The 13,875-nt window shown below is 70.6% G+C and carries 12 protein-coding genes; 11 read left to right on the top strand and 1 reads right to left on the bottom strand.

Annotated elements, in window-relative coordinates:
• The first annotated feature begins 11 nt into the window (after positions 1–11).
• Complete coding sequence (locus AB2L57_RS02695) at positions 12–536, top strand: hypothetical protein (RefSeq protein WP_292811736.1); 525 nt, start codon at positions 12–14, stop codon at positions 534–536.
• On the opposite strand, the gene AB2L57_RS02690 is transcribed toward AB2L57_RS02695, so the two are convergent.
• Positions 527–2,095, bottom strand: coding sequence for a bifunctional phosphatase PAP2/diacylglycerol kinase family protein (locus AB2L57_RS02690; protein ID WP_409047983.1), 1,569 nt, complete (start codon positions 2,093–2,095; stop codon positions 527–529). The two genes, AB2L57_RS02695 and AB2L57_RS02690, sit on opposite strands and share 10 nt — an antisense overlap.
• Positions 2,096–2,300: 205 nt before the next feature.
• Here AB2L57_RS02690 and AB2L57_RS02685 point away from each other — a divergent pair, with 205 nt between their 5' ends.
• The 10 genes from AB2L57_RS02685 to AB2L57_RS02640 all read left to right on the top strand — a co-directional run bounded on the left by AB2L57_RS02685 (position 2,301) and on the right by AB2L57_RS02640 (position 13,846).
• Positions 2,301–3,149, top strand: a complete 849-nt coding sequence (locus AB2L57_RS02685; RefSeq protein WP_409047982.1) for a nitrilase-related carbon-nitrogen hydrolase — start codon at positions 2,301–2,303, stop codon at positions 3,147–3,149.
• Positions 3,146–4,567 carry a dihydropyrimidinase gene (gene hydA / locus AB2L57_RS02680; RefSeq protein WP_409047981.1) on the top strand — a complete coding sequence of 474 codons (1,422 nt, stop codon included), beginning with the start codon at positions 3,146–3,148 and terminating at the stop codon, positions 4,565–4,567. Before AB2L57_RS02685 ends, hydA begins: the two co-directional genes overlap by 4 nt.
• Positions 4,568–4,577: 10 nt before the next feature.
• On the top strand, positions 4,578–5,606 hold the full coding sequence (locus AB2L57_RS02675; protein ID WP_409048666.1) for a TIGR03842 family LLM class F420-dependent oxidoreductase: 1,029 nt from the start codon (positions 4,578–4,580) through the stop codon (positions 5,604–5,606).
• Positions 5,603–6,505, top strand: coding sequence for an ABC transporter permease (locus tag AB2L57_RS02670; RefSeq protein ID WP_409047980.1), 903 nt, complete (start codon positions 5,603–5,605; stop codon positions 6,503–6,505). The genes AB2L57_RS02675 and AB2L57_RS02670 overlap by 4 nt, the downstream gene beginning before the upstream one ends.
• Positions 6,502–7,329, top strand: coding sequence for an ABC transporter ATP-binding protein (locus AB2L57_RS02665; RefSeq protein WP_409047979.1), 828 nt, complete (start codon positions 6,502–6,504; stop codon positions 7,327–7,329). Before AB2L57_RS02670 ends, AB2L57_RS02665 begins: the two co-directional genes overlap by 4 nt.
• The gene (locus tag AB2L57_RS02660; RefSeq protein WP_409047978.1) at positions 7,326–8,117 is read left to right on the top strand and encodes an ABC transporter permease; all 792 of its coding nucleotides are present in this window, start codon (positions 7,326–7,328) and stop codon (positions 8,115–8,117) included. Before AB2L57_RS02665 ends, AB2L57_RS02660 begins: the two co-directional genes overlap by 4 nt.
• A gap of 71 nt (positions 8,118–8,188) precedes the next feature.
• Positions 8,189–9,346 (top strand): ABC transporter substrate-binding protein, encoded by a 1,158-nt coding sequence (locus AB2L57_RS02655; protein WP_409047977.1) that lies wholly within the window; start codon positions 8,189–8,191, stop codon positions 9,344–9,346.
• Positions 9,347–9,454: 108 nt separating this feature from the next.
• The gene (locus tag AB2L57_RS02650; RefSeq protein WP_409047976.1) at positions 9,455–10,783 is read left to right on the top strand and encodes an aspartate aminotransferase family protein; all 1,329 of its coding nucleotides are present in this window, start codon (positions 9,455–9,457) and stop codon (positions 10,781–10,783) included.
• Positions 10,780–12,312, top strand: a complete 1,533-nt coding sequence (locus AB2L57_RS02645; RefSeq protein WP_409047975.1) for a CoA-acylating methylmalonate-semialdehyde dehydrogenase — start codon at positions 10,780–10,782, stop codon at positions 12,310–12,312. Before AB2L57_RS02650 ends, AB2L57_RS02645 begins: the two co-directional genes overlap by 4 nt.
• Before the next feature lie 82 nt (positions 12,313–12,394).
• Entirely contained in the window at positions 12,395–13,846 is a 1,452-nt protein-coding gene (locus tag AB2L57_RS02640) for a DUF6421 family protein (protein WP_409047974.1), read from the top strand.
• The last annotated feature ends 29 nt before the right edge of the window (positions 13,847–13,875 follow it).

Genomic DNA, 13,875 nt, shown 5'->3' with positions numbered 1-13,875 from the left:
AGACTGGCGGCATGCGCATCCTGCTCCGGTTCGAGATCGACTGCGACCCCGACGCCGCGTGGCGGGCGCTGCACTCCCCCGCGGTGGTCGCTGAGCTCTACGGTCCGCTGCTGCAGATGCAGCCGCTGGGCGCCCTCCCGACCGCGTGGGAGTCGGGGTCCGACGCCGCGGTGCAGCTCTCGCTCGCCGGCGCCCTTCCGATGGGTCGGCAGCTGATCCAGATCACGGACCGCGTGCGCGAGGACTCCCGCGGCCGCGTGCGCATCCTCCGCGACAGCGGGATCCCCCTGACCGGGCCCCTGTCGGCGCTCGACGTCTGGGATCACCAGATGGCCGTCGCTCCCGCATCCGAGGATCCTGCCCGCACGCTCTGGCGCGAGCGGCTCGTCATCGGCGGGGCCGCGGCGCCGGCGTTCTGGCCCGTGCTGTGGACGATCTGGCAGTGGCGGGCGGCACGCATCCGGGCGCTCGCCCCCACGTGGGCCTTCGATCCGCCGACCGACGCGACATCGCCCGGCGACGCGTCTCACCCGTAGACGTCGAGCGCTCCGGGGATCATCCGCAGCCGCACACCGTACCGCCCGTGCGCGTCGGCGCGGGGGCGGGCCTCCAGCTCGCCGTCGTGCGCGAACGCCGGCACGTCTCCGCCGCGATCCGGCAGCCCCAGAGCGATCTCGGGCACGAGCCGGCGCTCGATGTCGGAGGCGCGGGGCATGAGCCGCAGCACCCTCGCGAGGGCCGCCGTGCGCCGCCCGAAGGCCAGGGAGGCCATCGCGTGCCGGCGCGGACCGCGGGCGTGCAGGACGCGCACGTCGAGCACATCGTCGTCCATGCTCCACCGCTGCATCGTCGCCACACGCGCGGGGTCGTTGCGCCCGACGCTCGTGAACACGGACCAGACGCGCAGGGACTCACCGTCGAGCTCGATGTCGATCGGCTCCGCATGCCGCAGCACCCGCCACGCGGCGACGACCCCGCCGAGCCATGTGCCGAGCTGCTCCCGGTACACCTCCCGCCGCGCGACGAAGTCGGGATAGATGCCGACCGAACCGGTGTTGAGCACGGTCAACGGTGTATCGCCGGCGTCCAGTTCGGCCACCGCGACCCGCAGTCCGCGCCCCTCCCGCAGGGCATGGATGCCGGCATCCAGCGTGTCGACGCCCGCGGCCCGGGCGAAGTGATTGAAGGTGCCCCCCGGGAGCACCAGCAGGGGCAGGCCCGTGTCGCGGGCGATCTGCGCGAGCGCGGCGACCGAGCCGTCTCCGCCGCACACCCCGAGCACCCGCGGCGGCGTCTGCCCGGCGAGCGCGCGGCGGACGAGCGCCGCCGGCTCCTCGGCGCCGGTGAGCTCGTGCAGGGACGCGGCGGGCAGCTCCCGCTCGATCGTGCGCCGGGGGTCGGCTCGGATGACGTCGGCTCCGGAGGAGGGATTGACGAACATCAGCAGGCCGGCACCGTCGACGAGCGCCGGCAGCGCGATCCGCTCTCCGGGTTCGCGGGGCGGATGCTCGTGTGCTCGCCGTACGGGAACGAGCGCGCGGCCCGCGAGGGCGATTGCGGCGCCGATCGCGACCCCGCCGATCACGTCCGAGAGCCAGTGCGCGCCGACGTGCAGGCGCGAGTAGGCGACGCCGGCCGCGACGGGGGCGATGGCCGCGCCCACGACGGGGGCCTCGAGACCCACACCGGTCGCGAACGCCGCGGCGCTGGCCGAGTGTCCCGAGGGGAACGACGCCGAGGTGGGGTACACCGCAAGGCGGCGCCCGATGGGGACGTCCACCAGCACCGGACGCGGCCCGCCGAAGATCTTCTTGCCGACGAGGTTGGCGACAAGGCTCGCGGCCGCCAGCGAGAGCACGCCGCGCAGCGCCGCACGCGGCCGCCCGATGACGACGAGGGCACCGGCGATCACGAACCACAGGCGACCGCGATCGGCCGCGCGCGAGAGCCGGCGCAGCCCGCCGTCGCGCGCACGTCGATCCCGTCGCGCGTTGACCCAGCGGTTCGCCTCGCGATCGAAGCGCCGCACACGCCGCGGCAGCAGACGGGCACGACGATACGAGATGACGGGATGCCGCAGCCGGGGCAGTCGCATGGGTCGAGGCTACGCCGCCACGGCCATTGACGGGCGCGGGCCCGGGGTCGACGATGCTGTTACGGCCCCGTCACACGCGGAAACCGCGGGGAAACGTCGGGGCCGCACGATGACACCAGCGGACCCGGTGCCGACACGGGCGAGATCGAAGCCCATCGGCGGGCGAAACCCGACGGGCGACGCGCGAAGCGAGAGCGAGGCAGTGATGGCGACAGTACGGGCGGCGATCTCCCAGACCACCTGGACCGGCGACAAGGAATCCATGCTCGACAGGCACGAGCAGTTCGCCCGCGATGCCGCGGCGCAGGGAGCGCAGGTGATGTGCTTCCAGGAGCTCTTCTACGGGCCCTACTTCGGCATCACGCAGGACAAGAAGTACTACGCCTACGCCGAGCCCGCCGACGGCCCGATCGTGCAGCGCTTCGCGGCCCTGGCCAAAGAACTGAATCTCGTGATGATCCTGCCGATCTACGAGGAGGAGATGGCGGGGGTCTACTACAACACCGCCGTCGTGGTCGACGCCGACGGCACGATCCTCGGCAAATACCGCAAGCACCACATCCCCCACGTCGAGAAGTTCTGGGAGAAGTTCTACTTCCGCCCGGGAAACCTCGGCTATCCCGTCTTCGACACCGCCGTCGGCAGGATCGGCGTCATCATCTGCTACGACCGGCACTTCCCGGAGGCCTGGCGCGAACTCGGTCTCAACGGGGCTCACCTGGCTTTCAACCCGAACGCGACGAAGCCCGGCCTTTCGAACCGGCTGTGGGAGGTGGAGCAGCCCGCCGCCGCCGTCGCGAACGGGTACTTCGTCCTCGCGCCCAATCGGGTCGGGCTCGAGGACAACGAGTACGGCGATGAGGCGGTGGACTTCTACGGCACCAGCCAGATCGTCGACCCGCGCGGCAACTACGTCGGCGCGCTGGGCTCGGGCGAGCACGAGGAGCTGCTGATCCGCGATCTCGACATGGACCTGGTGCGTCAGATGCGCGACGACTGGCAGTTCTACCGAGACCGCCGTCCCGACTCGTACGGGGAGATCGTCGCACCATGACCACGACACTCATCACCGGGGGCACCGTCGTCTCGGCCACGGGCAGAGCCCCCGCCGACGTCCTGATCGACGGCGAGAAGATCCGGGCCGTGCTCGCACCCGGATCGACCCTGCTCGGGCACGACCTGACAGCATCCGTCGACACCGTCGTCGACGCCGCGGGGAAGTACGTGATCCCCGGCGGAATCGATGCGCACACGCACATGGAGCTGCCCTTCGGAGGCACGGCGGCAAGCGACACGTTCGAGACGGGCACACGCGCCGCGGCGTGGGGCGGCACCACCACGATCATCGACTTCGCCGTGCAGAAGTACGGCGAGCGCGTGCAGGACGGGCTCGCGGCATGGCACGCGAAGGCCGCCGGCAACTGCGCGATCGACTACGGCTTCCACCAGATCATCGGCGGCGTCGACGACGACTCGCTGAGCGCGATGCGCGGTCTGCTCGATGAGGGCGTGTCGAGCTTCAAGCTCTTCATGGCGTACCCGGGCGTCTTCTACTCCGACGACGCGCAGATCCTGAAGGCGATGCAGGTCTCGCGCGACACGGGCCTGCTGACGATGATGCACGCCGAGAACGGCCCCGCCATCGATGTGCTCGCCCAGCAGCTGGTCGATGCGGGCAAGACCGACCCGTACTATCACGGCATCGCCCGCGCCTGGCAGATGGAGGAGGAGGCCACGCACCGGGCGATCATGCTGGCCGATCTGACCGGCGCGCCATTGTATGTCGTGCACGTGAGCGCCAAGCAGGCCGTCGAGCAGCTCGCGGGGGCGCGTGACCGCGGGCAGAACGTCTTCGGCGAGACGTGCCCGCAGTACCTCTACCTCTCGCTCGAGGAGCAGCTGGGTGCGCCGGGGTTCGAGGGCGCCAAATGGGTGTGCTCCACGCCGCTGCGCTCGCGCGCCGAGGGGCATCAGAACGCGATGTGGCAGGCGCTGCGCACCAACGACCTGCAGATGGTCTCGACCGACCACTGCCCGTTCTGCATGAAGGATCAGAAGGAGCTCGGGCTCGGCGACTTCCGCAAGATCCCCAACGGCATCGGCTCGGTCGAGCACCGCATGGACCTGATGTACCAGGGCGTGGTGACGGGCGAGATCACTCTCGAGCGCTGGGTGGAGCTGACCTCCACGACCCCCGCGCGCATGTTCGGTCTGTACGGCACGAAGGGCGTCATCCAGCCCGGCGCCGACGGCGACGTCGTCGTGTACGACCCGAACGGACACACCTCCATCGGGTACGACAAGACCCATCACATGAACATGGACCACTCGGCCTGGGAGGGCTTCGAGATCGACGGCCACGTCGACACGGTCATCGCGCGCGGCCGGGTGATCGTCGACGGCGGCCGCTATCTGGGGTCCAAGGGCGATGGCCGCTACGTCAAGCGCGGCCTGAGCCAGTATCTGATCTGAGAGGCACGTGATGGACTTCGGAGTCGTCCTGCAGACCAACCCGCCCGCCTCGCGCACGGTGCAGCTGGCCACGCTCGCCGAGGCGCACGGCTTCAGCCACGTGTGGACCTTCGACTCGCACCTGCTCTGGCAGGAGCCGTACGTCATCTACTCGGCGATCCTCGCCGCCACCCGTCGGGTCACCGTCGGCCCGTTCGTGACAAACCCGGCCACGCGCGACTGGACGGTGACCGCGTCGGTCTTCGCCACGCTCAACGAGATGTACGGCAACCGCACGATCTGCGGCATCGGCCGCGGCGACTCGGCCGTGCGCGTCACCGGAGGCAAGCCGACGACGCTGAAGGAACTGCGCGAATCGATCCACGTCATCCGCGAGCTCGCCAACTCCCGCCCCGTGGAGTACAACGGGGCGACCCTGCAGTTTCCGTGGAGCCGCGGCTCGAGCCTCGATGTGTGGGTCGCGGCCTACGGCCCGCTCGCGCTGAAGCTCGCGGGCGAGGTCGGCGACGGCTTCATCCTGCAGCTGGCAGACGTCGACATCGCGGCCTGGATGATCCAGACGGTGAAGGATGCCGCGGCGGGCGCCGGCCGTGACCCCGAGAGCCTGCAGTTCTGCGTCGCCGCCCCCATGTACATCGGCACGGACATCGCGCACATGCGCGACCAGTGCCGCTGGTTCGGCGGGATGGTCGGCAACCACGTCGCCGACATCGTGGCGAAGTACGGCCCGTCGACCGGGTCGGGCAGCGCAGTGCCCCAGGCTCTCACCGACTACATCGCCGGTCGGACCGGCTACGACTACAACTCGCACGGACAGGCCTCGAACGACCACGTCGACTTCGTGCCCGACGAGATCGTCGACCGCTTCTGCGTGCTCGGCACCGCCGAGGAGCACATCGGCAAGCTCGAGCAGCTGCGCGCGCTGGGCGTCACGCAGTTCGCGGGGTACCTGCAGCACGACAACAAGGAGGAGACCCTGCGGGTGTACGGCGAGACCGTCATCCCGGCCCTCTCCCCGCACATCACGGCGAAGGCATGACGACCGCCTCGCCCGCCCGGCATACCCGCCGCCGCGGTTTCGCCGCGTGGGGCTGGGGCCTGCTGGGCGTGCTCGCCCTGGTCGCCCTCTGGGAGGGCTACAAGCTGCTCGCCCCGGAGGACGGTGTGCTGGTCGGCGAGACCCGCGTCCTCCCCCGCACGACGGATCTCGCGATGCCGCATGTGTGGGACATGCTGATCCGGCTCGCCGAGCCCGTCACCCGCGCCGACGGCTCGCCGCCGCTCTGGGTCGCGGTGGCGCTCGCCGCCGTGACGACGCTCGGCATCGCGGCCGCCGGATGGGCCCTCGCCGTCGTCGTGGGGCTCGGGCTCGCCCTGCTCATGCAGCGCTGGCGCCTCGTGGAGTGGGGGCTGCTGCCCTGGATCGTCCTGAGCCAGACCGTGCCGCTCATCGCCTTCGCGCCGATCGTGCGCAGCTGGGGCTCGCGCATCGAGATCGGCGCGTTCGAGTGGCAGGACTGGATGTCGGTCGCTGTCATCGCCTCGTACCTCGCGTTCTTCCCCATCGCGGTGGGAGCGCTGAAGGGGCTGCAATCACCCGACCGCATCCACACCGAGCTGCTGCGCACGTACGCCGCCGGCTACTGGCCGACGCTCGTCAAGCTCCGGCTGCCCGCCGCGGTGCCCTACCTGCTGCCCGCGATGCGACTGGGGGCGGCGGCCGCCGTGATCGGCGCCGTCGTGGCCGAAGTCTCGACCGGCCTGCAGGGCGGCATCGGGCGCCTGCTCATCCAGTTCGCCGGACAGGCATCCGGCGACCCCGCGAAGCCGTGGGGACCGATCTTCGGGGCGATCGTGCTGGGGCTCGTCGCGGCGGGCTCCGTCGCGCTCCTCGGCGCGGGCCTGAAGGACTACCGACGCGGAGAGGCGGACCGATGACCACGGCGACCAGTGAGGCCGCCGTCAGCGCGGTGAGCGTGCGCGGGGCGGGCAAGGTGTTCGCCGGACGCGCGGGCGAGGTGCGCGCGCTCGAGGATGTGCACCTCGAGGTGGCCGCGGGCGAATTCGTCTCGCTGATCGGGCCCTCGGGATGCGGCAAATCCACACTCCTGCGTCTCATCGCCGACCTCGACGCGGTGAGCACCGGATCGGTCGAGGTCTTCGGCAAGAGCGCCGACCGCGCACGCCGCGATCAGGAGTACGGGATCGCGTTCCAGCAGGCGGGACTGCTGCCCTGGCGCACCGTGGCGGGAAACATCTCCCTGCCTCTCGAGATCCACGGGATGCCGGCATCCGCCCGCCGCGCGCGCGTCGGCGAGCTTGCGGCCATGGTGGGCCTGGACGAGTTCGCCGACCGCTATCCCGATCAGCTCTCGGGCGGGATGCAGCAGCGGGTGGCGATCGCGCGGGCACTCGCCGAGCGCCCGCGCCTGCTGCTGATGGACGAGCCGTTCGGCGCGCTGGATGAGATGACCCGGGAGCGCATGCAGACGGAGCTCTCGCGCATCGCCGCCGAGACGGGCGCCGCCGTGGTGTTCGTGACGCACTCGATCCCCGAGGCGGTGTTCCTCTCCCACCGCGTCGTGGTGATGTCGCCCCGGCCCGGACGCATCACCCACGTCGTCGAGACCGGGTTCGGCGCGGGAGTGGCGCGCGACGAGGCCCTGCGTGAGGATCCGTCATTCTTCGAGCGGGTCACTGCGGTGCGGGAGGCGCTGCACGGCGCTCCCGCGAGCGCATCCGGTGCCCGGGAGCACCGATGACCACGACCCTCTCCCCCCGCGCCGAGCGCCGTCTGCGGGTGATCGCACCCCTCGCCGTCGGAACCGTCGCGCTCACCGCGTGGCAGCTGCTCGTGACCGTGGGGGGCGTATCGGATTACCTGCTGCCCTCACCGGCGGCGATCGCGGAGGAGCTCGTCGCGTTCGCGGGGCCGATCGCGACGGCGACCCTGATCACCGGCACCAACGCGCTCGTGGGACTCGTCGCGGGCGGTCTGCTCGGGGTCGGCCTGGCCGCCCTGGCCGCGCGCTGGCGCCCCGTGGACGGCATGGCCGCGCCGATCGTCGCGGCGCTCGCGGTGGTGCCGATCGTCGCGCTCGCCCCCGTGCTCAATTCGATGTTCGGCGCCGACAGCCAGTTCGGTCGACAGGCGATCGCCGCGCTCGCAGCATTCGTGCCCGTGTTCCTGAACACCCTGCGCGGGCTCCGTCAGACCAGGCCCGTGCACCGCGACCTGATGCGGGCGTACGCCGCGACGGGCGCACAGTCCTTCCGCGCCGTGACCCTGCCCACCGCCCTGCCCTACCTGCTCACCGGTGTGCGGATCGCGAGCTCGCTCGCCGTGATCTCCGCGCTCGTCGCGGAGTACTTCGGCGGACCGCGCGGTGGCCTGGGCAGCGCGATCTCGACGTCGGCAGCGACCAGCGCGTACGCCCGCGCGTGGGCCTACGTCGCGGCCAGCATCCTGCTGGGGCTGCTGTTCTATGCCGCGACCGCGCTGCTCGAGCGGCTCGTCGCGCGTCGGGTGCCGGACCCCGCGCGCACCTGACCCCGCATCCCCCACGTCCTCGCACCGAGGCGACACCGCACCGACGCACCACCTGACCCGAAAGGAACGACATGAGACACAGCACACGTCGATCGCTGACCGCGGGAGGCATCGCCCTCTCGGCGACGCTCGTCCTGGCCGCCTGCGCGGGGGGCTCGACCGACACCGACACCGATTCCGGCGATGCCGATGCCGGCGAGCTCACCCCCGTCGTGCTGCAGCTGCAGTGGCTGCCGCAGGCGCAGTTCGCGGGCTACTTCGCCGCCGCCGAGCAGGGCTTCTTCGAAGAGGAGGGTCTCGAGGTCGAGATCATCCCCTCGGGCGGTGACATCGTGCCGCAGGACGCGCTCGCGAACGGCGACGCGGACTTCGCGATCGCCTGGGTGCCCAAGGTGCTCGGCTCGATCGAGGCGGGGGCCAACCTGACCGACATCGCGCAGATCTTCCAGACCTCGGGCACGCTGCAGGTGGCGTGGGCGGACTCCGGCATCGAATCGGTGGCCGACTTCGAGGGCAAGAGGATCGGCTCGTGGGGCTTCGGCAACGAGTGGGAGATCTTCGCCGCAATGGCTGCGGAGGGGCTCGACTCGACGACCGTCGAGATCATCACGCAGGACTTCAACATGAACGCCTTCCTGCAGGGCGACATCGACGCGGCGCAGGCGATGACCTACAACGAGTACGCGCAGCTGCTCGAGACCGTCGACCCCGAGACGGGCGAGCTGTACACGCCCGAGGACTTCAGCGTCATCAGCTACCAGGACACGGTGGGCGCGATGCTGCAGGACGCGATCTGGGCCGACACCGAACGCCTCGAAACCGATGAGGAGTACGCCGAGACGGCGGTGTCGTTCCTCAAGGCCGTCATCAAGGGGTGGGTCTTCGCCCGGGACAACCCGGAGGAAGCGGCCGAGATCACGCTCGCCTCCGGCTCCGGCTGGGGCCCGAGCCACGAGCTGTGGATGATGAACGAGACCAACAAGCTCATCTGGCCCTCGCCCGCGGGGATCGGCATCATCGACGAAGCGGCCTGGAACCAGACCGTCGAGGGAGCGCTGGCCGCCGTCAACGAGACCGGCGCCCGCCTGATCACCGAGGAGCCGCCCGCGAGCGCCTACTCGAACGAGTACATCCAGCAGGCGCTGGACGAGCTCGCCGAGGAGGGCGTCGACGTCACGGGAGAGGGCTTCGAGCCGATCGAGGTCGAGCTGCTGGAGGGCGGCAACTGATCACCCCGGTCGCTTCGACGGGCTCAGCGGCCGGGGGTCTCTTGACCCCCGGCCGCTGAGCGAGGAGCGTAGCGACCAGACGAATCGCGAACGATGAGAGTGACCGGTATGACGACAGACATCCTTTCCGACCTCGACCTGACGACGAAGCAGCTCGACCGCGCGCACGTCTTCCACTCCTGGTCGGCGCAGGGGGCCCTCGATCCCGTCGTGATCGCGGGCGGCTCGGGCACGACCGTGTGGGATCACTCGGGCAACCGCTACCTGGACTTCTCGAGCCAGCTGGTCAACGTCAACATCGGGCACCAGCATCCCGCCGTCATCCAGGCGATCCACGATCAGGCGTCGCTGCTGGCCACGATCGGACCCGCCACCGCGAACCTCGCTCGGGGTGAGGCGGCGGCGCGCATCGTCCGCCGAGCGCCCGCCGGATTCTCGAAGGTGTTCTTCACCAACGGCGGCGCCGACGCGATCGAGAACGCCATCCGCATGGCGCGCCTGCACACGGGCCGCGACAAAGTGCTCTCGACCTATCGCTCGTACCACGGCAACACGGGGGCGGCGATCGTCGCGACGGGCGACTGGCGACGGATGCCGAACGAGTTCGCCCGAGGACACGTGCACTTCTTCGGCCCCTACCTGTACCGCAGCGAGTTCTGGGCCGAGAGCCCCGAGCAGGAGAGCGAGCGGGCGCTGCGACACCTGGAGCGCGTCATCCAGTCCGAGGGCGCGGACGGGATCGCCGCGATCCTGCTCGAGTCGGTGCCCGGCACCGCCGGGGTGCTGGTCCCGCCGCCCGGCTACCTCGCCGGCGTGCGGGAGCTCGCGGACCGCTACGGCATCATGCTGATCCTCGACGAGGTGATGGCGGGGTTCGGGCGCACGGGCCGCTGGTTCGCCTTCGAGGGCTACGACGTCGTGCCCGATTTGATCGCCTTCGCCAAGGGGGTCAACTCCGGCTACGTGCCCGTGGGCGGCGTCATCATCTCGGACGAGATCGCGGCGACCTTCGATGACCGGGTCTATCCGGGCGGCCTGACCTACAGCGGGCACCCGCTGGCGGCCGCCTCCATCGTCGGCGCGCTCGACGCGATGGAGTCCGAGGGGATCGTCGACAACGCCCGTCGCGTGGGCAGCGATGTGATCGGCCCCGCGCTGACTGCACTCGCCGACAAGCACGCCCTCATCGGCGAGGTGCGGGGCGAGGGCGTCTTCTGGGCACTCGAACTCGTCGCCGATCGCGAGTCGCGCGAGCCGCTGCCCGCCGCCGCGATGGGCGCGATCAAGAAGGGCCTCGTCGCTCGCGGCCTGCTGCCTTTCGTGCAGGACAACCGCATCCACGTCGTGCCGCCGTGCGTCGTCACCGACGACGAGGTCGCGGAGGCCGCCGAGATCTACGACGACGTGCTCGCCGAGATCGGAAGGGACACACCATGACCGACGCACGTACCCTCGAGCGGTCCGCGGACCGCGCGACGACGATCCTCGACCATTGGGTCGACGGCGCACCCTGGGCGGGCACGTCGACCCGCACCGCCCCGGTGTTCAACCCCGCGCTCGGCAGCGTGCAGAAGCAGGTGCGCCTCGCTTCCGCCTCCGACGTCGACCGGGCCGTCACCTCGGCCTCCGCAGGGGCCGCGCTGTGGCGCGACGCCTCGATCGCCAAACGTCAGGCGGTGCTGTTCGCCTTCCGCGAGCTGCTCAACGCCCGCAAGGGCGAGCTCGCCGACATCCTGACGGCCGAACACGGCAAGGTGACCTCCGACGCCCTCGGCGAGATCGCCCGCGGGCTCGAGGTCGTCGAGTTCGCGTGCGGCATGCCCTCGCAGATGAAGGGCGCATACTCCGAGAACGTCTCGACCGACATCGACGTCTACTCACTGCGCCAGCCGCTCGGCGTCGTCGGCATCATCAGCCCCTTCAACTTCCCGGCGATGGTGCCGCTGTGGTTCTTCTCGATCGCGATCGCCGCCGGCAACGCGGTGGTCCTCAAGCCCAGCGAGAAGGATCCGTCCGCCGCGAACTGGCTCGCCGCGCTGTGGAGCGAGGCGGGCCTGCCCGACGGCGTCTTCACCGTCGTGCACGGAGACAAAGAGGCGGTCGACGCCCTGCTGCAGCATCCCGACGTGCGCTCGATCTCGTTCGTCGGATCGACACCCATCGCCCGCTACATCTACGAGCAGGCCGCGCGGTTCGGCAAGCGCGTCCAGGCCCTGGGCGGGGCGAAGAACCACATGCTGGTGCTGCCCGACGCCGACCTCGACCTCGCCGCCGATGCCGCCGTCAACGCGGGGTTCGGGTCGGCCGGCGAGCGCTGCATGGCGATCTCGGTCGTGCTCGCCGTCGATGCCATCGCCGACGAGCTGGTCGCGAAGATCGCCGAGCGCATGGGGCGGCTGCGCACCGGCGACGGCATGCGCGGATGCGACATGGGCCCACTGATCACCGAGGCGCACCGAGACAGGGTGGCCGGCTACATCGACACGGCGCGGGCGGACGGCGCCTCCGTCGTGGTCGACGGGCGCGGTATCGAGGTCGACGGGGATGCCGGGGGCTTCTGGCTCGGGCCAACGCTGATCGACCGCGTGCCGACCTCGTCCGCCGTGTATCGGGACGAGATCTTCGGCCCCGTGCTCTCGGTAGTGCGGGTCGAGGGCTACGCGGACGGGCTCGGCATCATCAACGGCAGCCCGTACGGCAACGGCACGGCGATCTTCACGAACGACGGCGGCGCGGCGCGGCGCTTCCAGCGCGAGGTGCAGGTGGGCATGATCGGCATCAACGTGCCGATCCCCGTGCCCGTGGCCTATCACTCGTTCGGCGGGTGGAAGGACTCCCTCTTCGGCGACGCGAAGGCGTACGGTCCGCACGGGTTCGAATTCTTCACGCAGGAGAAGGCCGTCACCTCGCGCTGGCTCGACCCCTCGCACGGCGGCCTGAACCTGGGGTTTCCGCAGCACGACTGACGGGCGGACGGGCGTACGCTGTGAGCACCAGCGCGCGTCCCAGCCGGGGACGCGCCCCGAGCCTTCCGATCGGAGGTTCCCCATGTCCGCGCACACCACCCCCGGTGCCCAGAAGTCGATCATCGGCGAACCCGAGGTCGTCGAGGACCGGATTCCGGATGCCGCCGCCATCGCCCTCGCGGCCGACGTCGAGGACTCCCCCGCCTGGGTGAGCCTGCGGCGCTCGGTCGTGGCCCTGCAGTCGCTGCAGATCGGCGACGGGTCTGTGCCGGCAGCATCCGATCACGACGTCGCCCGTGCGCACGTCACGCGCATCCGCGCCGCGATCGCGGAGCTCGCGCCGCTCTTTCCGCACGACGCGAGATATCTCGCGGCATGCCGACAGGATCTGCAGCGTTGGGCCGAGGGGGCCTTCGGCGTGCCCGACTTCTTCGACGCGCTCGTCGCGTTCGAACCGCAGCGGCACCGCGTCGACGGACTGCGCCACCTCGTCGTCTTTCCGATGTACACGCAGAACGGCTCGCGCGATCGGCTGTTCGAGGCCCTGATCGTCGAGACGATCTGGCCCGAGTTCATCGCGGCGCTCGAGGCGGGCGACTACGGCAACCGGCTGTTCGTCTCGCTGCGGCTCGTCGATTTCACCCCCGGATACGACACGAACTCGGCGGTGCTCTTTCCCGAGACGGTGGCGGTGCGCGAGGTGCCGACGTTCACCTGGGGCGCGATCTTCCAGGATCGCGAGGCGGCGCGCTATCGCCGCGTCGTGTCGGCGGCCGCGCGCATCACCAAACTCGAGCTGCCCGACGACGCCGAGCGGATGCTGTCGGATCAGGCGCTCGCCGAGCAGGTGTTCGTGATGTGGGACCTCATCCACGACCGCACGCACATGCGCGGCGATCTGCCGTTCGACCCGTTCATGATCAAGCAGCGGATGCCGTACTTCCTCTACTCGCTCGAGGAGCTGCGCTGCGACCTCACGGCGTATCGCGAGTGCGTCGCGATCGAGCGCCGCCTGCGTCAGGCCGAGGGCAGGGCGCCGATCGAGGAGGAGATGCTCGATCGGGCGCGGCTCGTGCAGTACGCCGTGGTGTTCGACCGCATCTTCCGCTTCGCGATCACGGGTACCCGGGTGCGCAACTACGACGGGCTCGGCGGCCAGCTGCTGTTCGCGTGGCTGCATCAGCGCGGGGTGCTGCACTGGACCGACACCTCGCTGAGTTTCGATTGGGACGGCGTTCCCGCGGCCGTTGTTGCCCTCGGCGACGCGATCGACGAGCTCTACTGGCGCTCGATCGACCGGCCCAAGCCGGCGCACTGGCTGGCGGCCTACGAGCTGATCCGGGGGGTCCTCGCACCCCATCCGGCGTCGGTGTGGGCGACAGGGCTGCCGCGGGAGGTGCTCGCCGGACCGCCGAAGGGGTACACCGGAGCGGTGCTCGACGACGAGTTCCCGCTGTCGATGTTCTACGAGGCGCTCGATCGCAAGATGCGTCCCGTGATCGAGTCGACGGCGGGCATCCGCGGCTCGGACTGACCCTTCGACAGGCTCAGGGACCGCCCTTC

The organism is Microbacterium sp. HA-8, assembly GCF_046111165.1.
In the GTDB taxonomy this organism is placed as follows: Bacteria; Actinomycetota; Actinomycetes; order Actinomycetales; family Microbacteriaceae; genus Microbacterium.
The sequence above is the reverse complement of the archived record's forward strand: the minus strand, read 5'-3'. Positions and strand labels throughout refer to the sequence as shown.

Coding starts and splice junctions, on each gene's coding strand:
- AB2L57_RS02660 (WP_409047978.1), top strand. CDS start 7,326: ATGACCACGACCCTCTCCCCCCGCGCCGAGCGCCGTCTGCGGGTGATC.
- AB2L57_RS02640 (WP_409047974.1), top strand. CDS start 12,395: ATGTCCGCGCACACCACCCCCGGTGCCCAGAAGTCGATCATCGGCGAA.
- AB2L57_RS02655 (WP_409047977.1), top strand. CDS start 8,189: ATGAGACACAGCACACGTCGATCGCTGACCGCGGGAGGCATCGCCCTC.
- AB2L57_RS02650 (WP_409047976.1), top strand. CDS start 9,455: ATGACGACAGACATCCTTTCCGACCTCGACCTGACGACGAAGCAGCTC.
- AB2L57_RS02685 (WP_409047982.1), top strand. CDS start 2,301: ATGGCGACAGTACGGGCGGCGATCTCCCAGACCACCTGGACCGGCGAC.
- AB2L57_RS02665 (WP_409047979.1), top strand. CDS start 6,502: ATGACCACGGCGACCAGTGAGGCCGCCGTCAGCGCGGTGAGCGTGCGC.
- AB2L57_RS02690 (WP_409047983.1), bottom strand. CDS start 2,095: ATGCGACTGCCCCGGCTGCGGCATCCCGTCATCTCGTATCGTCGTGCC.
- hydA (WP_409047981.1), top strand. CDS start 3,146: ATGACCACGACACTCATCACCGGGGGCACCGTCGTCTCGGCCACGGGC.
- AB2L57_RS02670 (WP_409047980.1), top strand. CDS start 5,603: ATGACGACCGCCTCGCCCGCCCGGCATACCCGCCGCCGCGGTTTCGCC.
- AB2L57_RS02675 (WP_409048666.1), top strand. CDS start 4,578: ATGGACTTCGGAGTCGTCCTGCAGACCAACCCGCCCGCCTCGCGCACG.
- AB2L57_RS02695 (WP_292811736.1), top strand. CDS start 12: ATGCGCATCCTGCTCCGGTTCGAGATCGACTGCGACCCCGACGCCGCG.
- AB2L57_RS02645 (WP_409047975.1), top strand. CDS start 10,780: ATGACCGACGCACGTACCCTCGAGCGGTCCGCGGACCGCGCGACGACG.